The sequence below is a fragment of the Nocardioides kribbensis genome (genome assembly GCF_015070375.1).
GTDB lineage: Bacteria > Actinomycetota > Actinomycetes > Propionibacteriales > Nocardioidaceae > Nocardioides > Nocardioides kribbensis.
On the sequence record NZ_JADCLL010000004.1, the window covers coordinates 298,769 to 323,559 of the forward strand.

Annotated in this window: 25 protein-coding genes; 8 read left to right on the forward strand and 17 right to left on the reverse strand. The window is 75.5% G+C overall.

Annotated elements, in window-relative coordinates:
- Position 1: 1 nt before the first annotated feature.
- The 3 genes from ggt to miaA form a co-directional block, all read right to left on the reverse strand.
- On the reverse strand, positions 2–1,933 hold the full coding sequence (gene ggt / locus IR170_RS10955) for a gamma-glutamyltransferase (RefSeq protein ID WP_193663322.1): 1,932 nt from the start codon (positions 1,931–1,933) through the stop codon (positions 2–4).
- Between the two features lie 130 nt (positions 1,934–2,063).
- On the reverse strand, positions 2,064–2,606 hold the full coding sequence (locus IR170_RS10960; protein WP_193663381.1) for a dihydrofolate reductase family protein: 543 nt from the start codon (positions 2,604–2,606) through the stop codon (positions 2,064–2,066).
- Complete coding sequence (gene miaA / locus IR170_RS10965) at positions 2,603–3,571, reverse strand: tRNA (adenosine(37)-N6)-dimethylallyltransferase MiaA (RefSeq protein WP_193663382.1); 969 nt, start codon at positions 3,569–3,571, stop codon at positions 2,603–2,605. The genes IR170_RS10960 and miaA overlap by 4 nt, the downstream gene beginning before the upstream one ends.
- A 91-nt stretch (positions 3,572–3,662) precedes the next feature.
- Here miaA and IR170_RS10970 point away from each other — a divergent pair, with 91 nt between their 5' ends.
- The 4 genes from IR170_RS10970 to IR170_RS10985 all read left to right on the forward strand — a co-directional run bounded on the left by IR170_RS10970 (position 3,663) and on the right by IR170_RS10985 (position 4,978).
- Positions 3,663–3,941: an antitoxin gene (locus tag IR170_RS10970; protein WP_056865743.1), complete on the forward strand. Its 279-nt coding sequence runs from the start codon at positions 3,663–3,665 to the stop codon at positions 3,939–3,941.
- Positions 3,938–4,102: a hypothetical protein gene (locus IR170_RS10975; protein WP_156718300.1), complete on the forward strand. Its 165-nt coding sequence runs from the start codon at positions 3,938–3,940 to the stop codon at positions 4,100–4,102. Before IR170_RS10970 ends, IR170_RS10975 begins: the two co-directional genes overlap by 4 nt.
- Positions 4,099–4,605 (forward strand): NUDIX hydrolase, encoded by a 507-nt coding sequence (locus IR170_RS10980; RefSeq protein ID WP_193663412.1) that lies wholly within the window; start codon positions 4,099–4,101, stop codon positions 4,603–4,605. The genes IR170_RS10975 and IR170_RS10980 overlap by 4 nt, the downstream gene beginning before the upstream one ends.
- A 76-nt stretch (positions 4,606–4,681) precedes the next feature.
- Complete coding sequence (locus IR170_RS10985; RefSeq protein ID WP_193663413.1) at positions 4,682–4,978, forward strand: hypothetical protein; 297 nt, start codon at positions 4,682–4,684, stop codon at positions 4,976–4,978.
- A 48-nt stretch (positions 4,979–5,026) separates the two neighbouring features.
- On the opposite strand, the gene IR170_RS10990 is transcribed toward IR170_RS10985, so the two are convergent.
- From IR170_RS10990 to IR170_RS11010, 5 genes are all read right to left on the reverse strand, one after another.
- A complete protein-coding gene (locus tag IR170_RS10990) occupies positions 5,027–5,971 on the reverse strand; it encodes a DUF559 domain-containing protein (protein ID WP_193663414.1) in 945 nt (314 codons plus the stop codon).
- A 196-nt stretch (positions 5,972–6,167) separates the two neighbouring features.
- The gene (gene miaB, locus IR170_RS10995) at positions 6,168–7,730 is read right to left on the reverse strand and encodes a tRNA (N6-isopentenyl adenosine(37)-C2)-methylthiotransferase MiaB (protein ID WP_193663415.1); all 1,563 of its coding nucleotides are present in this window, start codon (positions 7,728–7,730) and stop codon (positions 6,168–6,170) included.
- Between the two features lie 85 nt (positions 7,731–7,815).
- A complete protein-coding gene (locus IR170_RS11000) occupies positions 7,816–8,319 on the reverse strand; it encodes a hotdog fold domain-containing protein (RefSeq protein ID WP_193663416.1) in 504 nt (167 codons plus the stop codon).
- A 322-nt stretch (positions 8,320–8,641) separates the two neighbouring features.
- Entirely contained in the window at positions 8,642–9,040 is a 399-nt protein-coding gene (locus IR170_RS11005; RefSeq protein ID WP_193663417.1) for a VOC family protein, read from the reverse strand.
- A complete protein-coding gene (locus IR170_RS11010; RefSeq protein WP_319805024.1) occupies positions 9,037–9,870 on the reverse strand; it encodes a methyltransferase domain-containing protein in 834 nt (277 codons plus the stop codon). The genes IR170_RS11005 and IR170_RS11010 overlap by 4 nt, the downstream gene beginning before the upstream one ends.
- 76 nt (positions 9,871–9,946) lie before the next feature.
- Between IR170_RS11010 and IR170_RS11015 the strand changes: the two genes are divergently transcribed.
- Positions 9,947–10,432, forward strand: coding sequence for a MarR family winged helix-turn-helix transcriptional regulator (locus IR170_RS11015; RefSeq protein ID WP_193663419.1), 486 nt, complete (start codon positions 9,947–9,949; stop codon positions 10,430–10,432).
- Between the two features lie 32 nt (positions 10,433–10,464).
- Here the strand turns inward: IR170_RS11015 and IR170_RS11020 are convergent, their stop codons facing one another.
- The 8 genes from IR170_RS11020 to rsmI all read right to left on the reverse strand — a co-directional run bounded on the left by IR170_RS11020 (position 10,465) and on the right by rsmI (position 19,428).
- Entirely contained in the window at positions 10,465–11,382 is a 918-nt protein-coding gene (locus tag IR170_RS11020; protein WP_193663421.1) for a patatin-like phospholipase family protein, read from the reverse strand.
- Positions 11,383–11,509: 127 nt separating this feature from the next.
- Positions 11,510–13,342: an ABC-F family ATP-binding cassette domain-containing protein gene (locus IR170_RS11025; RefSeq protein WP_193663570.1), complete on the reverse strand. Its 1,833-nt coding sequence runs from the start codon at positions 13,340–13,342 to the stop codon at positions 11,510–11,512.
- Between the two features lies 1 nt (position 13,343).
- Positions 13,344–14,252, reverse strand: a complete 909-nt coding sequence (locus IR170_RS11030; protein ID WP_193663628.1) for a 4-(cytidine 5'-diphospho)-2-C-methyl-D-erythritol kinase — start codon at positions 14,250–14,252, stop codon at positions 13,344–13,346.
- Complete coding sequence (rsmA, locus tag IR170_RS11035) at positions 14,249–15,178, reverse strand: 16S rRNA (adenine(1518)-N(6)/adenine(1519)-N(6))-dimethyltransferase RsmA (RefSeq protein WP_193663630.1); 930 nt, start codon at positions 15,176–15,178, stop codon at positions 14,249–14,251. The genes IR170_RS11030 and rsmA overlap by 4 nt, the downstream gene beginning before the upstream one ends.
- 23 nt (positions 15,179–15,201) lie before the next feature.
- A complete protein-coding gene (locus tag IR170_RS19505) occupies positions 15,202–16,389 on the reverse strand; it encodes a ubiquitin-like domain-containing protein (RefSeq protein WP_319805025.1) in 1,188 nt (395 codons plus the stop codon).
- A 329-nt stretch (positions 16,390–16,718) separates the two neighbouring features.
- A complete protein-coding gene (locus IR170_RS11045; protein WP_082500544.1) occupies positions 16,719–17,642 on the reverse strand; it encodes a TatD family hydrolase in 924 nt (307 codons plus the stop codon).
- Complete coding sequence (locus IR170_RS11050; RefSeq protein ID WP_193663719.1) at positions 17,639–18,520, reverse strand: alpha/beta fold hydrolase; 882 nt, start codon at positions 18,518–18,520, stop codon at positions 17,639–17,641. Before IR170_RS11050 ends, IR170_RS11045 begins: the two co-directional genes overlap by 4 nt.
- Positions 18,517–19,428 (reverse strand): 16S rRNA (cytidine(1402)-2'-O)-methyltransferase, encoded by a 912-nt coding sequence (rsmI, locus tag IR170_RS11055; protein WP_193663721.1) that lies wholly within the window; start codon positions 19,426–19,428, stop codon positions 18,517–18,519. The genes IR170_RS11050 and rsmI overlap by 4 nt, the downstream gene beginning before the upstream one ends.
- A gap of 94 nt (positions 19,429–19,522) precedes the next feature.
- Between rsmI and IR170_RS11060 the strand changes: the two genes are divergently transcribed.
- From IR170_RS11060 to IR170_RS11070, 3 genes are all read left to right on the forward strand, one after another.
- Positions 19,523–21,241 (forward strand): dolichyl-phosphate-mannose--protein mannosyltransferase, encoded by a 1,719-nt coding sequence (locus tag IR170_RS11060; protein ID WP_319805026.1) that lies wholly within the window; start codon positions 19,523–19,525, stop codon positions 21,239–21,241.
- Between the two features lie 44 nt (positions 21,242–21,285).
- Positions 21,286–21,711 (forward strand): pyridoxamine 5'-phosphate oxidase family protein, encoded by a 426-nt coding sequence (locus IR170_RS11065; RefSeq protein ID WP_193663781.1) that lies wholly within the window; start codon positions 21,286–21,288, stop codon positions 21,709–21,711.
- Positions 21,712–21,780: 69 nt separating this feature from the next.
- Positions 21,781–24,021, forward strand: coding sequence for an acyltransferase family protein (locus IR170_RS11070; protein WP_193663783.1), 2,241 nt, complete (start codon positions 21,781–21,783; stop codon positions 24,019–24,021).
- On the opposite strand, the gene IR170_RS11075 is transcribed toward IR170_RS11070, so the two are convergent.
- The gene (locus IR170_RS11075) at positions 23,933–24,751 is read right to left on the reverse strand and encodes an alpha/beta hydrolase family protein (protein WP_193663785.1); all 819 of its coding nucleotides are present in this window, start codon (positions 24,749–24,751) and stop codon (positions 23,933–23,935) included. The genes IR170_RS11070 and IR170_RS11075 overlap by 89 nt on opposite strands.
- Between the last annotated feature and the right edge of the window lie 40 nt (positions 24,752–24,791).

Consider the following 24,791-nt stretch of genomic DNA (forward strand, 5'->3'; position numbering starts at 1 on the left):
CTCAGCCGGTCGGGTCGAGGACCCGGGCCGAGCCCCCGCCGCGGCGCTCCGGCTCCGCGACGGCGGTGAGCCGCCTGCGGGGGCCGAACTCGATCGCGGTGAGGGCGCCGATCTCGGCCTGCGAGGTGAAGGCGTCGCCGGCGGGCTGGAGGTCGTGGCCGTAGGCCTCCAGGGCGGCGCCGTAGCGGTCGATGAACCCGGGCTCGGCGCTGACGGCGGGGGTGTTGCGCTGGGAGCCGCGCGGGTCGGCGACGACCTCGGTGATCGGCAGGCTGCGGTCGAGGTAGCCCACGATGCTCTGCAGCACCGTGGTGATGATCGTCGACCCGCCGGGCGAGCCGATCGCCAGGACCGGCACGGTGCGCTCCCCCGCGCCGTCGCCGACCTGCTCGGTGATGATCGTGGGCGCCATGGAGCTGCGCGGGCGCTTGCCGGGCTGGAGCCGGTTGGGGTCGGTGCGGTCGAACTCGAGGCTGAAGTCGGTGAGCTCGTTGTTGAGCAGGAAGCCGCGCCCGGGCACGACGATGCCCGACCCGCCGGTCTGCTCGATGGTGAGGGTGTAGGAGACGACGTCGCCCCAGCGGTCGGCGGTGGTGAGGTGGGTGGTCTCGACGTTCTCGTGGTCCTCCGCGACCGCCCCGGCGCGGGCGGTGTCGCAGTCGGCCCCGGTGGCGTCGAGGTCGCCCGCGGCCACGGGCTTCGTCGCGGCGCGGTCGGGGTCGATCAGGCAGGCCCGGGAGGCCGCGAACCGCTCCGAGAGCAGCCGCCGGCGGGGCACGTCGACGAAGGCGGGGTCGCCGACGTACTCCGCGCGGTCGGCGAAGGCCAGGGCGCTGGCCTCGAGGTAGTGGTGGAGCACGTCGACGTCGTCGAGCTCCGGCAGGGGGAACCGCTCGAGCACCTGGAGCGCCTCGCCGACGGTCGTGCCGCCGCTGGAGGACCCGGCCATGCCCCACACGTCGTAGCCGCGGTAGTCGACGCGGGTCGGGGCCCGGTCGACCGCGCGGTAGGCGGCGAGGTCGCGGCGCTGGAGGTGCCCGCGGGGCACCGGCAGGTCGGTCGAGGCCGTGACCGGCGGGCGCCGCGCGGCACGTACGACGTCGCCGGCCAGGTCGCCGCGGTAGAACGCCCGGGTGCCGCGCCGGCCGACGAGGTCGTAGGTGGCGGCCAGGTCGGGGTTGCGGAAGGTCGAGCCCACGGCCGGGACCTCGCCCCCGGGCAGGAAGAGCCGCCGGGTGGACCGGAAGGCCGAGAAGCGCTCGACGTTGTCCTCGGTCTGGTCGGCGAAGGTCTGGTCAACCTCGAAGCCGGTGCGGGCCAGCCGGGCGGCCGGCCTCAGCGCGCGGCGCAGCGGCACGCTGCCCCACCGCTCGAGGGCCCGCTCCCAGGTGGCGAGGGTGCCGGGCGTGCCGACCGAGACGCCGCTGGTCACCAGGTCGGGGGTGAACGGGTAGGGCTCACCGGTCCCGGGGTCGAGGAAGGCGTCGCGCGGGACCGACAGCGGGGCGGTCTCGCGCCCGTCGACGGTGGACACCTTCCCGGTGCGCCCGTCGAGGTGCACGAAGTAGCCCCCGCCGCCGATGCCGGCGCTGTAGGGCTCGGTCACGCCCAGCGCCGCCGCCGTGGCGACGGCGGCGTCGACGGCGTTGCCGCCGCGCTTGAGCACGGCCATGCCGACGCGGGTGGCGTAGGGGTCGACCGAGGTGACGGCGCCCCCGGTGCCGACCGCGGTGGCCTGCTTGGGCGGCACCCCGGCGCGGGCGGCGGGCGCGTCGGCCGGTCCGACCACGCCGACGGGGCCGACGGGGCCGACGTCCGAGCCGGTGTCGGGGGCGTCGGGCGCGGCGAGGGCCGGCGCGGCCACCAGGGCGCAGGAGAGCGCCGCGACCGCGGCGGCCAGGCGGGAGGGACGGGGCGGGCGGGGGCGTCGCATCACGGGGCTCCGAGAGGTGGGGTGGTCGGCGGCGGCCCGGGGGCGGCCTGCGGGTGCCGCCCATCCTGCACCAGGTCGCCGACCGACGGCAGGCCTCACCGGCCCGCGGTGGCGACCCCTCGGCGCGGCCTCAGCCGCGCGGGCCCACCACGTCGTAGGTCGCGCAGAGCAGGTCGCCGTTGCGGGCCAGGTCGACCAGCCTGAGGTCGAAGGGACGGGGGAAGAGCGGGCGCCCCGCCCCCAGCGTGACCGGCGCGATCGAGACCACCAGGCGGTCGAGGTGGCCGGCCAGCGCCCACTGCGCCGCCAGGTCGCCGCCGCCGACGACCCACACGTCGCCCCCGGCCGCTCCCGCCACGACCTCGGGCCAGACCTCCTCCACCCCGCCGCCGACGAACCGGACGTCGCCCTCGGCCTCGGGGAAGGTGCGGTGGGTGAAGACCCAGCACGGGATGTCGTAGCCCCACGGCTCGCCGGTGGCGGCGGCGTGGTCGAGCAGCCACTGGTAGGTGGTCGCGCCCATCACCATCGCCCCGATGCCGGCGATGAAGCCGGTGTAGCCCATGGGCCCGTCGGCGTCGGTGTCCTGGGTGAAGAGCCAGTCCAGGGAGTCGTGCTCGTCGGCGAGGAAGCCGTCGAGCGTGGTCGCGGTGTAGTAGGTCACCCGGGTCACGGGGTCGATCCTGCCCCGTCCACGGCGCGGTGCACGGCCTCCAGCGCGCGGTCGAGCCGCTCCGGGTCGTCGTGGCGCACCCAGACGACCCGGGGGTCCTTGCGGAACCACCCGTCCTGGCGCCGCGCGAAGCGCCGCGTCGCGCTCACGGTGCGCTCGCGCGCCTCCTCGAGCCCCAGCTCCCCGGCGAGGTACGCCGCGACCTCGCGGTAGCCGATGGCCCGCACCGCCGTGCGCCCCTCGGCCAGGCCCTCGCCCAGCAGCCGCTCCACCTCGGCCACCAGGCCGCCGGCGAACATCGCGTCGACCCGCTGCTCGATGCGGGCGTCGAGGGTCGGCCGGTCGATGTCCACGCCCACCTGCACGGTCGCGGGCCCGACGTACTCCAGGCGGGGCAGGGAGGCGCTGTAGGGGCGACCGGTGAGCTCGACCACCTCGAGTGCGCGCACCGTGCGCCGACCGTTCTCGACCAGGATGCGGGAGGCGGCCTCCGGGTCGACGGCGGCGAGGCGGGCGTGCATCGCCACCGGCCCGACCTCGGCCAGCTCCGCCTCCAGCCGCGAGCGCAGGGCCTCGTCGGTGCCCGGGAAGTCGAAGCGGTCGAGCACGGCGCGGGTGTAGAGCGCCGAGCCACCCACCAGCACCGGCACGCGGCGCCGCCCACGGAGGTCGTCGACCACGTCGCGGGCCCACCGCTGGAACTGCGCGACGCTGGCCGACCCGCGCACGTCGAGCACGTCGAGCAGGTGGTGCGGCACACCCCGGCGCTCCCCGACCGGGAGCTTGGCCGTGCCGACGTCCATGCCGCGGTAGACCTGCATGGCGTCGGTGTTGACCACCTCGCCGCCCAGCGCCTCGGCCAGGTCGAGCGACAGCGCGGTCTTGCCCGAGGCCGTCGCCCCGACGACCGCCACCACGGGCACGGGTCCGCACACCCCCTCGGGCGTCCCGTCGGCGCTGGTCATGTCGTTAGTGTGGCAAGCACGGACCGCCCCCGCGGCGACCACCCGGCACGACGCGACATCCCAGCCATCCCGAGGCGACACAGGAGACGACATGGGCCTCTTCGACAAGGCCAGGCTCGACAAGGTCAAGCGCCAGGTCAGCGACGCCGTCGACAAGCACGGCGACAAGATCTCCGGTGGCATCGACAAGGCCGCCGCGGCCGCCGACAAGCGCACCGGCGGCAAGCACAGCGACAAGATCGCCAAGGGCGTGGCCAAGGCCAAGGACGGCCTCGACAAGCTCGACGGCAAGAACGACGACTTCCGCGACGGGCCCGCCGGCCCCGCGGGTCCGACCGGGCCCACCGGCCCCGCAGGAGGCCCCCGATGAGCCAGCCCGTGCCCGAGGAGCGCAACGACGCCTACGACCTCACCGAGGAGCCGCCCGGGGAGCACTCCAGCGACCTGCCCGGCGGCGGCGACGGCGACCAGGCCGCCGAGGCCGCCCAGGAGGAGAACGCCGAGACCTCCCTGGACCAGCCGTCCCAGTGACCACCGCCTCCACCCCGGCCGGCCGCACCCCCCAGGAGCTCGGTCGCTTCGTGGTCGTCCCGGCGGCCTACGTCTTCCTCACCCGCGACGGGGCCCACGGCACCGAGGTGCTGCTGCAGCTGCGCCGGGGCACCGGCTACATGGACGACCACTGGGCCGCGGCCGCCGCCGGCCACGTGGAGCAGGGCGAGACGGCCTACGCCGCCGCCCAGCGCGAGGCCACCGAGGAGCTCGGCGTGAGCGACCTCGACCTCACCTTCGTCACCGCGATGCACCGCACCCGCGGCGGCGAGCCGATCGACGAGCGCATCGACTTCTTCTTCACCGCGCGCGCCTGGACCGGGGAGCCGCGCGTCGTCGAGCCCGAGAAGTGCGCCGGCCTGCGCTGGGTGGGTCTCGGCGAGCTCGGCGAGCTGCCGCAGCCCGTGGTGCCCCACGAGCGGGCCGTGCTCTCGGCCCTCGGCGCCGGCACGACCACGCCGTACTCGACCTTCGGCTTCTGACGCAGCCGGCGGACCCTCCGCCGCAGCACTCCACCCGACCCCCGCACACCCGACCCCCGACACCCAGGAGGCCCCGATGAGCGAGACCCCCCAGGACCAGACCGACGAGACCACCGCGCAGGACCAGGGCGACCTGGGCCCGATGCCGGAGCCCTCGATCGAGCCCGGCGAGCCCAACCCCGGGGGCGCCGACGCCCTCGACACCGGCGAGCAGGAGGTCATCGTGCCCGACCTCCCCCCGGAGTCGAACCCGGCCACCGAGGACTCCCCCGTGGCCACCCGCGAGCGCGAGGACACCAGCACCAAGGCCACCCGCTCCCCCGGCGGCGAGGACGAGGGTCCCGACGCCGACGACGAGGACGCCCCCGTCTGAGCGTCGCCCACGCCGGACGCCGCCGGAGCCGAACGGGCACAGTGCCGATCAGCCCGGCCCGCACGGTGGTCGACCCGCGACGTCGCGCGGGTCAGGGACGGTGCGGCACCCCGGGCACAGGCACTGTGCCCGTTCGGCCACGGCGGCCCGCAGGGTCTCGGTCACACGGTGCGGCCGGCCGACGACCTCCTCGTAGGAGAAGCGCAGCACGAGCCACCCGGCCACGCTGAGGGCGTCGTAGCGCCGGCAGTCCTCGGCGAGCGCGCTGCGCGACCCGTGCCACGCGAACGAGTCGGCCTCCAGCACCAGGCGCAGCCGCCGGTCGAGGAGGTCGGGACGCCCCAGGAAGCCCGGGTCGTGGATGCTCACCTGGGGCTCCACCCGCAGCCCCGGTACGTCGAGGGCCGCGGCCCGCAGCGCCGACTCGAAGGGGCCGCTGGCCAGGAGGCTCGCCTCACCCGCCACGCGCCGCACCTGCGCGGTCGCAGGACCACGTGCCTCCCGCGCCACTCGGTCGAGCGCTGACCGCGGCACCCCTGCGCGCAGCGCGGAGTCGGCGACGGCGAGGCCCTCGGCGAAGGGCAGGTGGCGCAGGCAGTCGCGCAGCGTGCGCTCCCGTGCGGTGACACCGTCCTCGACGTCCACGGCGGGGTCGAGGCGCGACCAGCGCACCTGCACGCCGCGTGCCTGTGCCGGCGTGACCCTGCGGTTGCGCGGCACCGTGACCACCGGTCGCGACGGCGGCGTGAGCACCGCCCATCCCCAGTGGAGCGCGGCGCTGAGGTGGGACACCGTGCCGGTCAGCCGGTGGGCGGCGGCGCGCGCCTCGTCCACCGCCGGCAGCGCGTAGCGGCCGCGGGCCAGCACCACCACGTCGCCGGCAGCGAGCGCGCGGTCGACCTCGGCCCGACTCCCCACCGCCTCCACCAGGTCGTGCCGCGAGGCCACCCCGCCGAGCCGGGTCAGCACCTCCACCACGCACGCCGACGCCATGCGCCGATGGTGCCCGGCGCAGGCGTGGTGGTGCGGGTGCTCTCCACAGCCGCGGAGCCGAACGGGCACAGTCGCCCGCCGGCGTCCCGACCCGCCGGCCGCGCCCCGTCGTACCGCAGCCCGCCGGGCGGCACGTGACGACTGTGCCCGTTCGGCTACGGCGCCCACCGGCCCCGACCGCTCGGGTCGGCGCGGGTCAGCCGCAGGCGTTGACGGGCGGCAGCGGGGCCGGCACGCCGACGCCCGGCATGCCGAGCCCCACGCCGGCGCTCGCGGCGGGGGCGGCGGTGCGGGCCTCCCACGCGTCGCCCGACCGGGTGCGTCGCGAGCCGAGTACGCGGTCGGCGACCAGGTGGTGCGGAGCGGCGTGGGTGATCTCCACCGTGACCCGGTCGCCGGGGCGCACGCGCTCCTCGGGGGCGGCGAAGTGCACGAGACGGTTGTCGGGCGCACGTCCCGACAGCCGCAGCGTCTCGGCGTCCTTGCGGCCCTCGCCCTCGGCCACCATCAGCTCGACGGTGCGCCCCACGAGGGCCTTGTTCTCCTCCCAGGCGATCTCGTCGACCAGGGCGGCCAGGCGCTGGTAGCGCTCCTTGACCACCGCGGGCGGCACCTGGTCGGGCAGCGTCGCGGCGGGGGTGCCGGGGCGCTTGGAGTACTGGAAGGTGAAGGCGCTGGCGAAGCGCGACTCGCGGACCACGCGCAGCGTCTCGGCGAAGTCGTCCTCGGTCTCCCCGGGGAAGCCGACGATGATGTCGGTGGTGATCGCGGCGTCGGGGATCGCGGCACGCACCCGCTCGATGATCCCGAGGAACTTCGCCGAGCGGTAGGAGCGGCGCATGTCCCTGAGCACCTTGTCGGAGCCCGACTGCAGCGGCATGTGCAGCGAGGGCATGACGTTGGGGGTCTCGGCCATCGCCTCGATGACGTCGTCGGTGAACTCCGCGGGGTGCGGCGAGGTGAAGCGGACCCGCTCCAGCCCCTCGATGCTCCCGCAGGCGCGCAGCAGCTGGGAGAAGGCCTGCCGGTCGCCGAACTCCACGCCGTAGGCGTTGACGTTCTGCCCCAGCAGGGTGATCTCGCTGACGCCCTCGGCCACCAGCGCCTCGATCTCGGCCAGGATCTCCCCGGGGCGGCGGTCCCGCTCCTTGCCGCGCAGCGCGGGCACGATGCAGAAGGTGCAGGTGTTGTTGCAGCCCACCGACACGCTCACCCAGGCGGCGTACGCCGACTCCCGCCTGGTCGGCAGCGTGGAGGGGAAGACGTCGAGCGACTCCAGGATCTCGACCTGCGCCTCCTCCTGCACCCGGGCCCGCTCCAGCAGCACCGGGAGCGAGCCGATGTTGTGGGTGCCGAAGACGACGTCGACGTAGGGCGCGCGCTCGGTGATCGTCGAGCGGTCCTTCTGCGCCAGGCAGCCGCCGACGGCGATCTGCATGCCGGGGTGGCGGGCCTTGACCGAGGCGAGGTGGCCCAGGTTGCCGTAGAGCTTATTGTCGGCGTTCTCCCGCACGGCGCAGGTGTTGAAGACCACCACGTCGGGCACGGCCTCCGCGGTGGTGCCGGCCTCGCCGGCCCCGGGGCGGGCGAAGGGGGCGTAGCCCGCGTCCTCCAGCAGGCCGGTGAGCCGCTCGGAGTCGTGGACGTTCATCTGGCACCCGTAGGTGCGGACCTCGTAGGTGCGGGTCGCCGCCGCGACGTCGGCCGTGGCTTCGGCGGACTCGACGGTGGCGGGGACGGTCTCGGGGGCAGCAGTCATGGCCGTCCCAGGGTACGGCGGCACCGTGGCGCCCACCCAACGCGCGCTGCGACCCCCCGGGCCCGGCCCCGGCCCGGCCGCCGGGTCAGGAGGCGCGGGCGGGCTTGGGGGTGACCCAGAGCCGGATGACGCCCTCGATGACGACGGTGCCGTCGTCGCGCACCCCGCGCACCCGCACGGGCACCTCGCCCCCGGCGGCGGGCAGCGTCTCGGAGGACCACTGCTCGGGGTCGGTCTCGGCGATGCAGGTGATGTCGCTGGTCGCCTTGGCGGTGTAGCGGACCTCCATGCCCTGGGGGATCCAGCGCTTGTCGGAGGGGATCGAGGCCTCGGCCAGGGCACCCATGGCCGCCTCGAGGCCGTTGCACAGCGCGATGGCGTGCACGGTGCCGATGTGGTTGTGCACGGCGCGACGCTTCGGGATCACGAGCTCGGCGCGGTGGGGCTCCAGCACGGTGAAGCGTGGGCGGATCGAGGCGAAGTAGGGCGCCTTCTGACCGAAGAGGACCGAGAACACCCGGGTGCCGACGCTCCGGCCGATCACGGGGAGGTTGCTGGTGGTGCGCCACAGCGAGAGGACCTGACTCATGGGCCGCACATTACTCGACGGTAACTTCTGCCGCCAGCACCCGTCCCACCGCCCGCGCGGCACGCCCGGGACCGCCGCACCGCAGGTCTCGACCGGTCGGACCGGGAGGCCCCGCCGGTGCTACCGTCGACCGCACCGGCCGGGTCGTGCCCCCACCGCGCCCCGGCACCACGGCCGTCACGGCCGGCGCCGGCGGCGCCGCACGTGGACGGCCCCTCGGGACGGGCTCCCCCCGCCTGGCCCGAGGGGTCGCCCTCGGGCGGCGCTGCCGTCCAGCCCCGGACCCCGCCCAGGCGCCCGGTCAGATCCCCGGTCCGACCCCTCAGTCCGGCCCCGGGGCGAGCAGCTCGACGCGGTTGCCCGCGGCGTCCCTGACGTGCAGGCGCAGGTAGCCGGGGAAGGTGCCGCGCTCGCTGCGGTCGACCTCCAGGCCCAGCGCGGCGACCCGGTCGGCAGCGCTCTCGAGGGCCGCCTCGTCGTCGAGCAGCAGCGCCGGGTGGGCGCGGCGGGCGGGCACCATGTCGGCCTCGGCGCCCACGTGCACCTCGGCGACGACCCGGCCCTGCTCGTCGTAGGAGCGGAACCACGCCCCGCCCCGCGCCCGCAGCGCCGGCGGCTTCTCGACCTCGACCAGACCCAGCGCCCCGACCCAGAGTCGGCGCGCGTCGTCCTCGCCCCCGGGCGGGCACGACACCTGCACGTGGTGGAGCCGGGCGCTCACCGCCGGACCTCCGGCACCCGCGCGACGGCGAAGACCCGACGGAAGGGCAGCAGCACCGACCCGTCGGCGCGACGGGGGTAGGCGCGGGCCAGGCGGCGGCGCAGCTCGGCCTCGAAGTCGGGGCGCAGCGCGTCGGGCAGGGCTTGGAGGGTCGGTCGCGCGCCCGTGCCGGAGATCCAGGTGAAGACGGGGTCCTCGCCGGTGAGCACGTGCACGTAGGTGGCCTCCCACGCGTCGACGTCGACGCAGCCGGCCGCGACCAGCGCGTCGAAATAGGCGACGGCGTCGTGGCTGGCGGGCGAGGAGACCCCCGCGGTGTGGGCGGCGTACGGCGCCTCCGCGGCGAGCTCGCGGCGCAGCTCGTGGCTGGGCTCGCCGGTGTTGCCCGGCACCTGCATGGCGAACCAGCCGCCCGGGCGCACGCGCGCGACCAGGCGCGGCAGCAGCTCGAGGTGGCCCGGCAGCCACTGGAGCGTGGCATTGGTCAGCAGCACGTCGACCTGCTCCTCGGCGCGCTCGGCCCAGTCGCGCAGGTCACCGACCTCGTAGTCGACCGGCCCGCCCCGCTCGCGGGCCGCGGCGACCATCTCGGCGCTGCTGTCGAGGCCGCGCACGGTGGCGTCGGGCCAGCGCCGGGCGAGCAGCTCGGTGAGGTTGCCCGGGCCGCAGCCCAGGTCGAGCACGTCGGCGGGGGCGAGGTCGGGGGTGGTGGCGCCGACGCGGGCGAGCAGCTCCACGAAGGGACGACCGCGCTGGTCGGCGTAGGTGAGGTAGCGCTCGGGGTCCCAGGTCAGGTCGTGCACGTCGTCCTCGCTCCATCGGGTCGTCACGCGTGAGAAGTGTCTTGACGTCAAGACACTAACACCTCTTGACGTCAAGATTCTCGATCTGGCCTAGGCTGGCCCCATGCGGGACGAGGTCGACGAGCTGATCGAGGCGTGGGCGCGCGAGCGCTCCGACCTCGACCTCGCCCCGGTGGCCGTCTTCAGCCGGATCTCCCGCCTCGCCCGCCACCTCGACCTGGCCCGCCGCGAGGCCTTCACCGCCGCCGACGTGGAGTCGTGGGAGTTCGACGTCCTGGCCGCGCTGCGTCGCGCCGGCGCCCCCTACGAGCTCTCCCCCGGCCGGCTGCTGCGCGAGACCCTCGTGACCAGCGGCACCATGACCAACCGGGTCGACCGGCTCGCCGCCCGCGGCTTCGTGGAGCGCTCCCCCGACCCCGACGACCGGCGTGGGGTCATCGTGCGGCTCACCCCGCACGGGAAGACGGCGGTCGACGAGGCCTTCGGGGCGCTCATCGCCGCCGAGCACGCGCTGCTGGTCGACCTCCCGGTGCGCGAGCGCGAGCAGCTGGCCCGCCTGCTGCGCACCCTGCTCGTGCCCTTCTCCTGACCCGCGCCCGTCCGCGCGCGGACCGGCTCGCGTCAGGCGGCGACCGACGGCTCGGGCCGCTGCGGCGCGACCGGGGCCGCGAGCCCGGTCACCGGGGCCTCGGCCGCCGGGACAGCGACGGGCTCGACCTGGTCGGCCGGCCCGGCCAGGGCGGCGGCGACCGAGGCCCGGCCCAGCGCGATGTGCTCCTCGGTGCGGCGGAAGTCGTGCATCCTCACGCCCAGGTCGGGGGCGGTCAGGTGGTGCACCTCGATGTCGCCGAGGTCGACCGCGGGGCGCACCCGCAACGACTCCGCGAGCCCGGCCAGCAGGGCGTCGAGCGGAGAGCGCACCCGCTCGATGCGGGTCGGGACCGTGGCGTCGAGCACCCAGACCCGGGTGGGCGCCAGCGCGCGGGCGCCGGCGACGGGCACGAGGTCGGCGAGGCCGCCGTCGACGTGAGGCACCTGCCAGCCCGAGGTCGGGTCGGCGAGGCGCACCGGGTCGAAGACACCGGGCAGCGCGGTCGAGGCGAGCAGCACGTCGAGGAGGTCGCCGCGGTCGTGGTAGACCGCCACCCCGCTGTCGAGGCGCGTGGTGACCACCCGCACCGGCACCGGCAGGTCCTCCAGCCTCACGTACGGCGCCCAGCGCCGCACCAGCCGCGCGACCCCGTCGGCGGCGCAGAGCGGGGCCGGGTGTCGCGCGAGGTGTCCCCGACGGGTCCCGTGGCTGACCGCGAAGACCTCACGCGTGTCGATGCCGCGCCAGCGTCGCGCGAGCTGCTCGCCCGCGTCGGGTCCGTCGTGGCTGCCCAGGAAGGTCGCGTTGAGGGCGCCCACCGAGGTGCCGACGTAGGCGGCGGGGCGCACGCCCGACTCGAGCAGCGCCTGCACCATGCCGACCTGCACGGCGCCCCGCGAGGCACCACCGGAGAGCACGAGCACGTCGCGGTGACGGGTGGTCGCCATCGGGCCTCCTCGCGGTCGGGGGTACACCGTCCTCATCGGCGTACCCCCATGAGACCTGAGTGACGCACCTCACGCCAGGAAAATCGGGCCCCGGTCACCCTCCCGGGGGAGAGGGCCACGCGGGTGGCTACTCCAGCACCTCGGCGGCCTCGAGCCACTCCAGCTCGAGCTCGTCGCGCTCGTCGGCCAGCACGGCGAGCTCGGCGCCCAGGTCGGCCAGGCGGGCGTAGTCCTGGGCGTGCTCGACCACCTGGGCGTTGAGGGCGGCCTCCTGCTCGGCGATGCGGGCCAGGCGCTTCTCGATCCGGGCCACCGCCTTGCGGGCGGCGCGCTCCTCGGCCGAGCCCGCCTTGGCGCGGGTGGAGGACGCCGCCGCCGGAGGGGCGCCCGCCGGGGACGCTGCAGCAGCCGCGGCGGTGGCGGCCGTCGCCGCGGCCTCGCTCGTGGTGGGGGTCGTGGAGACCGCGAGGGCCGCGGTGCGCCGCTCGAGGTACTCGTCGACGCCGCGCGGCAGCATCGCGATCTGGCCGTCGCCGAGCAGGGCCCACACCGAGTCGGTGACCCGCTCGAGGAAGTAGCGGTCGTGGGAGACCACGACGAGGGTGCCGGGCCAGCCGTCGAGGAAGTCCTCGAGCACGTTGAGGGTGTCGATGTCGAGGTCGTTGGTGGGCTCGTCGAGCAGCAGCACGTTGGGCTCGGTCAGCAGCAGCCGCAGCAGCTGGAAGCGGCGGCGCTCCCCACCGGAGAGGTCGCCGATGCGGGTGGTGAGCTTGTCACCGGTGAAGCCGAAGCGCTCGAGCAGCGAGGTCGCGGTCAGCTCCACCCCGTCGAGGGTCTTGCTGACGCGCCGGATCGACTCCAGCGTGGGCAGCACGCGACCGTCGGGGTCGAGGTCGTCGAGCTGCTGGGTGAGGTGCTGCAGCGCGACCGTGCGGCCGTGCTTGACCTTGCCCGAGGCCGGGGCCAGCGCGCCGGAGAGCAGCGAGAGCACGGAGGTCTTGCCGGCGCCGTTGACGCCGACGATGCCGACGCGGTCCCCCGGGCCCAGGCGCCAGGTGGCGTGGTGGAGCAGACGTCGCTCGCCGCGCACGAGGTCGACGTCCTCGAGGTCGACGACGTCCTTGCCCAGGCGCTGGGTCGCGAAGCGCTGCAGCTCGAGCCGGTCGCGCGGCGGCGGCACGTCCTCGATGAGGGCGTTGGCGGCGTCGATGCGGAACTTCGGCTTCGAGGTGCGCGCCGGCGGGCCGCGGCGCAGCCAGGCCAGCTCCTTGCGGGCCAGGTTGGAGCGACGGGTCTCGGCGGCGGCCGCCTGGCGGGAGCGCTCGGCCTTGGCCAGCACGAAGGAGGCGTAGCCGCCCTCGTAGGCGTCGACCTGGCCGTCGTGGACCTCCCAGGTCCACTGGCACACCTCGTCGAGGAACCAGCGGTCGTGGGTCACCACGACCATGGCCGAGCTGCGCTGCACCAGGTGGGCGGCCAGCCAGGCCACGGCCTCGACGTCGAGGTGGTTGGTGGGCTCGTCGAGCACGACCAGGTCGTGCTCGCCCAGCAGCAGGGCGGCCAGCGAGCAGCGGCGGCGCTCCCCACCGGACAGGCCCGCGACCGAGCGGTCGAGGGTGACGCCCGCCAGCAGCACCTCGACCACCTCGCGGGTGCGGGAGTCGGCGGCCCACTCGTGGTCGGAGCGCCCGCCCAGCACGGCCTCGCGCACGGTGTGGGTGTCGAGCAGCTCGTCACCCTGGTGGAGGTAGCCCACCAGCAGCCCGCGCTGGCGCGAGACGCGACCGGTGTCGGGCTCCTCGAGGCCGGTCATGACCTCGAGCAGCGTGGTCTTGCCGTCGCCGTTGCGGCCCACGATGCCGATGCGCTCGCCGGCGCCGATGCCGAGCGAGACGTCGGTGAGCAGGGGCCGCACGCCGTAGGACTTCGAGACGCGCTCGAGGTTGAGGAGGTTGGGCATGTCAGGCGTATTCGACCACGTGGGCGCCGGCGACCGGACCGGGGGCCGCCAGCACGGACTCGTGACCCAGCGCGGTGAGGCCGGCGGTGACCTCCTGGGCGTGGGGCATCCCGTCGCACAGCATGAGGACCGTGGGCCCGGAGCCGGAGAGCAGCGAGGCCAGTGCACCGACAGAGGCGCCTGCCTCGAAGACCGCGGCCAGGTCGGGCCGCAGGTCGAGCGCGGGCGCCTGCAGGTCGTTGGCGAGGGTCTGGGCCAGGCGGCCGGGGTCGCCCTGGCCGAGCGCGACCCGCAGCGCGCCGGGCACCTCGGGCGCCGGCAGGCGCAGGCCGTCGAGCCTCTCGTCGAAGCGCCGGTAGACCTCGGGGGTGGAGAGGCCGCGGTCGCTGAGCACCGCCACCCACCACCAGGCACCGGCGTCGTCGACCGCGCTGACCTGCTCCCCGTGGCCCTCGCCGAGGGCCGTGCCGCCCAGGAGGGCGAAGGGCACGTCGCTGCCCAGCCGGCCGGCCACCTCCAGCAGGTCGTCGTCGGGGGTCTGCAGGTCCCAGAGCCGGTCGAGGGCCACCAGGGTGGCCGCCGCGTCGGCCGAACCGCCCGCCATGCCCCCCGCCACCGGGATGCCCTTGTGGATCTCGATGCGTGCGGCCCGCTCGAGGCCGTGGTGGGCCAGCAGGGCGCGCCCGGCGCGCACGGCGAGGTTGTCGTCGTCCGCGGGCACGTCGAGCACGCGCACGTGGCGATCGCCCCGCACCTCCACGGCCCACGAGGGAGCGTCGTGCACGGTGACGTCGTCGTAGAGGCCGATGGCCTGGTAGACCGTGGCGAGCGGGTGGAAGCCGTCGGCGCCGAGCGAGCCGACGCCGAGGTGGAGGTTGATCTTCGCGGGGGCCCGCACCGTGACGCTCACGCCGGCGCCTCCCCCGGGCTCGATCCGACGGAGCCGTCAGGGCCGGGCCCGGCGACGGCCCCGAGGGCCTCGGCGATCCGCACGAAGTCGGTGACGCGCAGCGACTCACCGCGAGCCATCGGGTCGACCCCCGCGGCCTCGAGCGCGGCGGTCGCGGCCTCCGCCGAGCCGGCCAGGCCCCGCAGGACCCCGCGCAAGGCCTTGCGGCGCTGGGCGAAGGCGGCGTCGACCACGGCGAAGACCTCGGCGCGGGTCGCGGTGGTGGCGGGCGGCTCGCGGCGGGTCCAGGCGACCAGCCCGGAGTCGACGTTGGGCGCGGGCCAGAACACGTTGCGGCCCACGGAGCCGGCGCGGCGCACGTCGGCGTACCACGCCGCCTTGACCGAGGGCACGCCGTAGACCTTCGAGCCGGGCTCGGCGGCGAGCCGGTCGGCGACCTCGGCCTGCACCATGACCAGGCCGCGCTCCAGGCTGGGCAGCAGCCCGAGCAGGTGCAGCAGCACCGGCACCGAGACGTTGTAGGGCAGGTTGGCCACCAGGGCGGTCGGCGGGAGCCCCGGGATCTCCGCGACGCGCATGGCGTCGGCGAGCACGACCTCGAAGCGGTCGGCCCGGCCGGGCGCGAACTCCTCGATCGTGGCGGGCAGGCGACCGGCCAGCAGGGGGTCGACCTCCACGGCCACGACCCGGCCCGCGGTCTCCAGCAGGGCCAGCGTGAGCGAGCCGAGGCCGGGGCCGACCTCGAGCACCGTGTCGGCGGCGGTGACCTCGGCCGCGCGCACGATGCGACGCACGGTGTTGGCGTCGATGACGAAGTTCTGGCCGCGCTGCTTGGTGGGGCGCAGGTCGAGCTCGGCCGCCAGCAGACGCACCTCCGCCGGCCCGAGCAGTCGTGGGACCGCGGGACCGGCGGAGGGGTGGGACATGCGGGTCAGCGTAGTGCCAGCACTCAGGTCGGCAGGCCGAGGGACGCCGCGCAGCCCGGCCAGGCGCCGTAGCCGCCGGAGGCGTCGCGCACCTTGGTGGCGATGGCGATCTGGGTCTCGCGCGAGGCGCTGCTCGGCAGACCGGTGCCGCCGTAGGCCTGCCAGGTGCCGAGGCTGAACTGGAGGCCGCCGTAGTAGCCGTTGCCGGTGTTGATGGCCCAGTTGCCGCCCGACTCGCACTGGGCGAGGCTGTCCCACACGGTGCCGCCGTCGCTGTAGACGGGGGCGGCGGGCTCGGGCTCCGGGGCGGGGCGCTCCTTCGTGCCGACCGCGACGACACGGTCGACCGGCGCCGAGGTGAGGGTGCTGCGCACGAGCTTGCGGGCCACGACCTCGCCGTTGCGGATGGTCACGGCGTAGGTGGCGTTGCGGCTGCCGGCGCGGCCCTCGCGGACCACCGAGGTCTGGTCGTCGTAGAGCGAGGAGTCGGAGCGCTCGACGGTGTCGAAGGGCAGGCTCTCGCCCTTGACCGTGCGCTCGACACGTCGGATGTCGGTGAAGACGAGCTTGTCGCCGTCCTCGAGCGCCGTGTCGAGGGAGGGACGGACCTTGTCGCTCCGGTCGACCTCGACGCCGAGCTCGTCGAGGGCGTCCTCGACGGTCAGCGCGGTGATCTCGCGCTCCACCGGCTTCTTGCCGGCCAGCGCCAGCGTGAGCCGCTTGGGCGTGACCACCTCGAGCGAGGCGCCGCTGCGGTCGATGAAGCCGCCACGGCTCAGCGACAGGTCGGCGTCGGTGAACCCGCGGCCGATCTGGTCGAGGGCCCCGGCGACGTCGGTGGCGGTGACCCAGTAGGTCTCCTCCTCGCCGTCGACGCTCACCTCGAGCGGGCGACCGAAGCGCACGCTGATCGCGCTGCCGTCCTCCACGGACTCCCCGAGGTCGGGGGCGACCTCGTCGTGCTGGCCCACCTCGATGCCCTCGGCCTCGAGGACCTCGCCGACGGTGCCGGCGCGCGAGGTGATCTCGCGCTCCTGGCCGTCGAGCGAGACCGTCACCGACTTGCCGAGGGAGGCGTAGCCGAGGGTCGTGCCGGCCACGGCCAGCACCACCACGGCGGTGAGTCCGACGACCAGGGCGCGGCTGCGCCCTGCTGCGGCGATGAGGGCGCCCACACGGTGGGCGAGGCTGCTCGTCTGCTGGGAAGGCACACTGCTCCGAACGTCGTGCTCTCCGGTTCTCGGGAGGCCCGGCCTGCTCCCGCGCGCCACTCCCACACGGCGGCGGGAGGGGTGCGGGGGCGCTGCCCGCGCTCGCTGTGCGAGCGTCGGAGGCCCGGCCGGATCGGTCCCGATCCCGGCGGTCTGTGCTCCAGAGGACCAGCCGGCACGGGGGTCACGCAAACCCGTCGGGCGGATCTTGCGGAAAACGTGAGCAGGCTCTCCCCGGGTCGGGGCCCGGGTAGGGACCGGTCTCAGCCCGCCTCACCAGGCAGAACGCCGTGACCCGACCGGTCGGGCGGGGCGGAAGGTAAAAACACTCACCAGGAGCCACCGAAGGCGGCCTCGGTGGCCGCGTCGAGCGCCGCGCAGAGCTGCTCGAGGTCGTCGCCGCGCACCTCCGCCATCGTCCGCACGGTCAGCGGCACGAGGTAGGAGGCGTTGGGTCGACCCCGCCACGGCGTCGGGGTGAGGAAGGGCGCGTCGGTCTCCACCAGGAGGCGGTCGCGCGGCACCACGACGAGCGCCTCGCGCAGCGCGTCGGCGTTCTTGAACGTCACGGTGCCGGCGAAGCTCAGGTGGGCGCCGCGGTCGAGGCAGGCCCGGGCGAAGGCGGCGTCGCCGGAGAAGCAGTGCATCACCCAGCGCTCCGGCACCCCCTCGGAGTCGAGCACGTCGAGGACGGCCTGGTGGGCGTCGCGGTCGTGGATGACCAGGGTCTTGTCGAGCCGCTTGGCCAGGTCGACGTGACGGCGGAAGGACTCCTCCTGGGCCGCCCGGCCGTCCTCGCCGGTGCGGAAGAAGTCGAGGCCGGTCTCCCCCACCGCGCGGACCTTGTCGTGGGTCCGCGCCAGCTCCTCGATCTCGGCGAGGGCCTCCTCCAAGCGCCCCTCCGCGGCCAGGCGCGGGGCCTCGTTGGGGTGCAGCGCGACGCCGGCGACGAGCGCGTCGTGCGCGGCGGCGGCCTCCACCGCCCAGCGGGCACCGGGCAGGTCGCAGCCGATCTGCACGATGCGCGTCACGCCCACGGCCGCGGCCGCGGCCAGGGCGTCGGCGGTGGAGAGCCAGTCGTCGCCCTCGCCCGCGTCGGCGATGTCGAGGTGGCAGTGGTTGTCGACCACCGGGTGCGGCAGCGGGTCGGGGGCCGGCGGCCGCTCGCGGTTGCGCCGGCTGCCCCGCTCGTCGACCGCGGCCCGGGCACGGGTGGGGCCCGCCGGCCCCGCCGCGGGGTCGGGCCCGGTCACGACGCCTCGGCGCGCGCCAGGATCGCGGCCGCGGCGGGCTCCGGGGCCTGCGTCGGGATCCAGTGGGTGACCCCGGGCATCACGACCAGGCGGTAGGGCGCGTCGACGTGGCGGCCGCAGCGCTCGACCGCACCGCGGTCGATGAAGGAGTCACCGTCGCTCCACACCATCGTGGTCGGCACGGTGACCTGCTGCCGGGCGGCCTCGCGGTCGGTCCAGGGCAGCGCGCGGTACCACGCCAGGCCCCCGGGCAGCGCGCCGTCGTCGAGGATCTCTCGGCGGAAGCGGGCCACCTCGTCGGCGCTCATCCCCCCGCGGCGCAGCAGCCGCTCGAACGTGCCGCGTCCCGCCAGCCACTCCGCACCGCCCGGGAGCTGGAAGGCCCCGACGTACCAGCTGCGCAGGCCCTGGCGCGAAGAGACGAGTGAGGAGACGAAGGCGGCGGGGTGGGGCACGGAGAAGGCGGTGAGCGAGCGCACCAGGTCGGGGCGGGTCGTGGCGACGTGCCAGGCCACGATGGCGCCCCAGTCGTGGCCGACGACGTGGACCTTGCTCTCCTGGCCGCGCACGCCGCCGGGCCCGGGCTCGCCCACCAGCAGGTCGAGCAGGGCGGCGACGTCGGCGGAGAGCTCGGCGACGCGGTAGGCGCGGCGGCCGCGGGGACGGGCGCGCGGGGAGTAGCCACGCTGGTCGAGGGCGAAGGTGCGCAGGCCCTGCGCGTGCAGCAGCGCAGCCACCGAGCGCCAGCAGGTGGCGCGCTCGGGGAAGCCGTGCAGCAGCACGACGGGGTCGCCGTCGAGGGGGCCCTCGTCGATGACGTCGAGCACCAGCCCGTCGCGGTGGACCTCGGTGACGCGGTCGGGGTGGCGGGCGCTCACCGGACCCCACCCCCGGCGGACCCGTCCTGCTTGTGGACGAGGTCGTAGACCTCGCGCTTGGGCACTCCGGCCATGCGGGCCACCTCCACGATCGCCTCCTTGCGGCGGGTGCCGCCGGCCTCGAGGTCCGCCACGGCGGCCCGCAGGCTGGCGGGGTCGTTGTCGACGGCCATGGTGACAGCCGCCCCCGACACCACGATCGTCACCTCGCCCCGCACGCCCTCGGCGGCCCAGGTCACCAGCTCGCCGAGCGGCCCGCGCCGGACCTCCTCGTGGGTCTTCGTCAGCTCGCGACACACCGCGCCGGCGCGGTCCTCGCCCCAGGCCTGCGCCATCGCGGCGAGCGCGGCCTCGGTGCGGTGGGGGGCCTCGAAGAACACCATCGTGCGCTCCTCGGCGGCCAGCGAGGCCAGGCGACGGGCCCGCTCGCCGGCCTTGCGCGGCAGGAAGCCCTCGAAGCAGAACCGGTCGACCGGCAGCCCACTCACCGCGAGCGCGGTGAGCACGGCGCTCGGTCCCGGCACGGCGGTGACGAGGACCCCGGCCTCCACGGCGGCCGCCACGAGGCGGTAGCCCGGGTCGGAGACGCTCGGCATGCCCGCGTCGGTCACCAGCAGCACGCGGTCGCCGGCCAGCAGGCTCTCGAGCAGCGCGGGGGTGCGGGCGCTCTCGTTGCCCTCGAAGTACGACACGACGCGCCCGGTCACCGTCACCCCGAGGTCGGTGGTGAGGCGCCGCAGCCGGCGGGTGTCCTCCGCGGCCACGACGTCGGCGTCGGCCAGCTCCTGCGACAGCCGGGGCGGGGCGTCGGCGACCCGACCGATCGGGGTCGCGGCCAGCACGAGCACCCCCGGCTCCCCCGGCTCCCGGGGCGGCCCGGTGCGGGCGGGGTCGGGGGCGGCAGGCATGGGCCGATCATGCCCGATCCCGCGCCGCGTCGCGCTCGGCCCTCGACCGCGAAGCCCCGCGGCGCCGGGGTGGCGCCCCGTAGAGTCCACCCCCGTGACGACCACGCAGGCGCCGCGCCCGGGAGCGGCACGCGGGCTCTCCGGGACCGCGGCCGGCGAGACCCTCCCGACCGCGTGGCAGCGGGCCAGGGGCCGGCTGGGCGTCGAGGACCCCTTCATCGGCTGGTCGGCCGCACTGGGCCTCGCCCTGCTCGCGCTCGTGCTGCGGCTGTGGCGCCTGGGCGAGCCGAAGGTCTTCGAGTTCGACGAGACCTACTACGCCAAGGACGCGTGGTCGCTGGTCAACCACGGCTACGTCCGCGAGTACGTCGACGGTGCCGACGAGAAGATCCTCGCCGGCACGACCACGGGGGTGTGGAAGGGCGATCCGTCGATGATCGTGCACCCCGAGGTCGGCAAGTGGCTGATCGGGCTGGGCGAGAAGGTCTTCGGCATGGAGCCCTTCGGCTGGCGGGTCGCCTCGGCCGTCGTGGGCGCCCTCATGGTGCTCGTGATGTGCCGCCTGGCGCGACGGGTCACCGGGTCGACCGTGCTCGGCCTGGTCGCGGGGCTGCTGCTCATGCTCGACGGGCTGCAGTTCGTGCTGTCGCGCCTGGCGCTCCTGGACATCTTCCTGGCCTTCTTCACCCTCTGTGCGGTGGCGTGCCTGGTCAACGACCGCGACTGGCACCGCGCCCGCATGGCCCGCCTGCAGCCCGTGCCGCTCACCGGGGGGTGGGGACCCGTGCGCGGGCTGCTGCTGCGCCCGTGGCTGCTGCTGGGCGGGGTCTGCTTCGGCCTGGCGATCGGCACCAAGTGGACCGCGCTCTACCCCCTCGCCGCACTCGGCGTCCTGGTGTGGCTGTGGAGCAGCGGGGCGCGGCGCTCCTTCGGCGTGCGCGCGGCCGTGCTCCGCTCGGCGGTGGTCGACGGCCTGCCGGCCTTCGTGCAGCTGGTCGGCGTCGCCGCGGTGGTCTACGTCGGCACGTGGGGCGGGTGGCTGGTGCACGCCGGGCAGTACGAGGAGGCGCTCTCCTCGACGCAGTACACGCAGTTCACCGGGCAGGGCCACTGCGAGGGCGACTCCTTCGTCTCCGACGACCCCGACCCCGACGCGCGCTGGCCCACCGCCACCGAGCCCGACGCCTCCGGCCCGGCCGAGGTCGTGCAGTCGCTGCGCTCGCTCTGGTACTACCACCAGGACGTCTACACCTTCCACACCAACTTCCTCGACTGCTCCACCCACAGCTACGCCTCGAAGCCCGCGGGGTGGCTGCTGCTCAACCGCTCGGTGGGCGTGGCCGCCGACACCGGCATCCAGCCCGGCACGCGCGGCTGCACCGCCCCGGAGGGCAGCGACTGCCTGCGTCAGGTGCTCCTGCTGGGCACCCCCACGATCTGGTGGGCCGGCATCCTGGCGCTGGTGTTCTCGGCCGCGATGTGGATCGGGGCCCGCGACTGGCGCCACGGCCTGGCCGTGGTCGGTGTGGCCTCGACCTGGCTGCCCTGGCTGGCCTACGACGACCGGCCGATCTTCTCCTTCTACGCCATCGTCACCCTGCCCTTCATCGTCCTGTCGTTGACGCTGGCCATCGGGGCGCTGGTCGGCCGGCGGCGCGGCCCCTCCACCCGCCGCACCGTCGGCGTCGTCGTCGCCGGGGCCTTCCTCGTGCTGACCCTGGTCAACTTCGCGTGGTTCTGGCCGATCTGGACCAACGGGCTGCTCACCAACGGCGAGTGGCTGGACCGGATGTGGTTCGCCCGCTGGATCTGAGGTCGGGCCGGCCACGGTGGCCGGCGACGCCTAGGCTGCCCGTCATGAGCGCCTTCACCCCCGGCTGGGACAGCCTGCCCGAGCCGCTGCTGGCCTTCTGGACCGAGCGCCACCTGTGCACGCTGACCACCCTGCGGCCCGACGGGCGCCCGCACGTCGTGCCGGTGGGGGTCGCGCTCGACCCGGAGCGCGCCTGTGCGTGGGTGATCACCTCGGCGACCAGCCGCAAGGCGCTCAACCTCGCCGACCCGGCCGGCTCCCGGCTGGTGGCCGCCTGCCAGGTCGACGGCGCGCGGTGGTCGACCGTGGAGGGCACCGCCGAGGTGGTCGACGACCGCGAGCAGGTCGCCCGGGCCGAGGAGCGGTACGCCGCGCGCTACCGCCAGCCGCGGGAGAACCCCGCCCGCGTGGCCCTGCGGATCGAGGTCGCCCGCTTCGTCTTCGGCCCCGGCCTGCTGCGCGCCGCCTGACCCGGGCGCCGCCGCGCCGAGGGTCCCCCGCCCGGCTCACCGAGCGCGCGGCGGTTAGCGTGGTGGCCAGTGAGCCCGTCCCCCGCGCGCGCAACGCACCTGCGCACCGACGTCCAGGGACTGCGTGCCGTCGCGGTCGTCACCGTCGTCCTGGGCCACCTCGACCTCGGCCCCCTCACCGGGGGGTTCGTCGGCGTCGACGTGTTCTTCGTCGTCTCGGGCTTCCTCATCACTCAGCTCATGCTGCGCGAGGTCGCCCGCACGGGCGGCCTCTCGCTCACCGACTTCTACGCCCGCCGCGCCCGACGGATCCTGCCGGCGGCCTCGCTGGTCCTGGTGGCCACCGCGGTCGCCTCGGCGCTGTGGCTGGGCCCGCTGCGCGCCCCCGAGGCGTTCGTCGACGTCGTGTGGGCCGCGGCCTTCGCGGCCAACGTCCGCTTCGCCGAGCGCGGCACCGACTACTTCGCGCTGGACCTCTCCCCCTCGCCGGTCCAGCACTACTGGTCGCTGGCGGTCGAGGAGCAGTTCTACGTCGTGTGGCCGCTGCTGCTGCTCGCCGTCGTGCTCCTGGCCCGGCGCCGCCACCGGGCCCGTGCCTCCGACCGGGCCGCCGGGCCCGACCAGCCCGCCCCGCCCGCCCAGCCGGTGCCGCTGGGAGCGCTGGCCGGTGTGCTGGTGGTCGTGGCCGCCGCCAGCCTGGCCTGGTCGGCGCACCGCACGGGCGAGACCCCGACGGCGGCGTACTTCTCGAGCCTGACCCGCGCGTGGGAGCTGGCTCTGGGGGCGCTCGGTGCGGTGGCCGTCGCCGCCTGGCCCGCGAGGCGCACCCTGCCCCGCGCGGTCGTCGAGCCGCTGGCGCTGGCCGGGCTGGCCGCCGTCGGCTGGGCCTGCCTGCGGCTGACGCCGGCCACCCCCTTCCCCGGCACCGCCGCGCTGGTGCCCGTGCTCGGCACCCTCGCGGTGCTGCTCGCCGGCGCGACGGCCACGCGCTCGCTGGTCGACCGGGCGCTGTCGCTGCGTGCGCTGCAGCTGCTCGGCGGCTGGTCGTACTCGATCTACCTGTGGCACTGGCCGCTCGTCGTCATCCCCTCCGTGCACGTCGACCGGGCGCTCACGCTCGGCGAGAAGATCGCCCTGGCCGGGCTGACCCTGCTGCTGGCCGCGCTCACCACGCGCCTCGTCGAGGACCCCGTACGCCGCGCCCGCGGCCTCGCGCTGCCGTGGCGCGGGCTGGTGCTCTACCCCACCACGCTGGCCCTCGTCGTGTCCTCGGCGGTGGCCGCCGGCGCCTACGTGCAGCGCACGCAGGGCGAGGTCGGCCGCGGCGCGGCGATCACGCTGCCCGACGACTGGCGGCGCGAGCTCGGCACCGACGACCCGGCCACCGCCCTGGTGCGCGCCTCGGCGCGGGCCAGCCGTGAGGGGCGTGCCGTGCCGCGTCGCCTCAGCCCCCCGCTGACCCGCCTGCTCGACTCCACCGCCGACCTCGCCGGCTGCGACTACCGCGACGACACCAACCGCGAGCTGTGTCCCCGCGGCGACCAGGACGCCGAGCGCACCGTGGTGCTGCTGGGCGACTCCCACGCCCGCCACTGGATCCCGGCGCTCGAGCCGATCGCGGAGCAGGCCGGCTACCGCGCCTACTACCTGGCCAAGCCCCAGTGCGTGCCGTGGCTGGTGACCTCGCTGCGCGGCGGCACCACGGAGCCCTTCACCGCCTGCGACGACTTCAAGCGCTGGGCGCTGGAGCAGGTCGAGCGGCTCCAGCCCGACCTCGTGGTCGTCTCGAGCTCACCGGGCACCAGCAGGGGCGTGCTCGTCGACGGCGAGGTGGTCGACGACCCCGAGGAGACCGCCCGCGCGGTGCGTCGCGGCACGACCGCCCTGCTGGAGCGACTCGACGCCGCGGCGGGGCGGACGGTGCTGCTGGCCGACGTGCCGATCCTGGCCGACGACCCGGGGCCGTGCCTGTCCTCGCGCCCGCGGTCGCTGCGGGCCTGCCTGACCCACGAGCGTCCCGACCACCGCGCCGCGGCCGCCGCACAGGTGCGGGCGGCGGACGCCGTCGGTGTCGCTTCGGTGCGCACGCGGCAGTGGTTCTGCGCGGGCGACGACTGTCCCGCCGTGGTCGGCTCGACGGTGCCCTACCGCGACGGCGGGCACGTCACCACGCAGTACGCCGAGCAGCTGGCCCGCCCGCTGGGGGTGTCGCTGGGCCTGCTCAGGCGCAGGAGTTCGCGAAGCGCACCAGGTCGAAGGCGCTGTAGTGCGACGGGTCGTCGTGGGGGCCCTGCACCGGCCGCACCGTGACCTCGGCGCCGGCCTCGCGCAGCCGCCCCGCCATGACCTCGGTGTTGTCCTCGAAGGGCACGTAGGGGTCGACGGGCGAGGCGACGAAGCGGTAGCGCACGTCGGCGGGGAAGCGCGAGGCGTTGTCCACGGGGTTGCGGACGAAGGGCCACGGCTCGCCGTCGTAGGCGGCGCGGATGAAGCCGTCGGCGCCCGGCACGTTGCCCATCGTGCGCATGTCGACGGCGGCCTTCACGCCGTACCAGCACGGCGGCGACTCGATGCCGTGCACGACGGCGTTGAGCGAGGTGGTGGCGCCCATCGAGGTGCCGATGAAGAGCTTGACCTCCGCGCCGCCCTGCTCCTCGGCCCACGCGATGAGGCGCTCGGTGTCCTCGGTGGAGGCGGGGTTGCCCCAGGCCTCCCGGTGGAAGAGGGACGAGGCGACCACCCAGCCGTCGCGCCGCAGCGCGTCGAGCCACGGACCGTCCATCTTGTCGTTGACGTTGCCGCCCTGGCCGTGGAAGAAGACGGCCACGCCCTTGGGCTCGTCGGTGGGCGGCAGGTTGAGGCGCACCGGCTGTCCCGCGAGCACCGAGGTGACCTGCTCACCGGGGTGCTCGCCGCTGGCCCCGGTCGTGGCGAGCACGAGCCCGAGCGCGAGGACCCCGGCGAGCACGGCCTGGGCCACGCGCTTGGGCACCGACGAGCGACGCCGAGGGGCTCCGGGGATCGTCGACGGCGAGGTCATGGCGTCGATTATCAACCGCGGCGGGCCGTTTCCCACATCG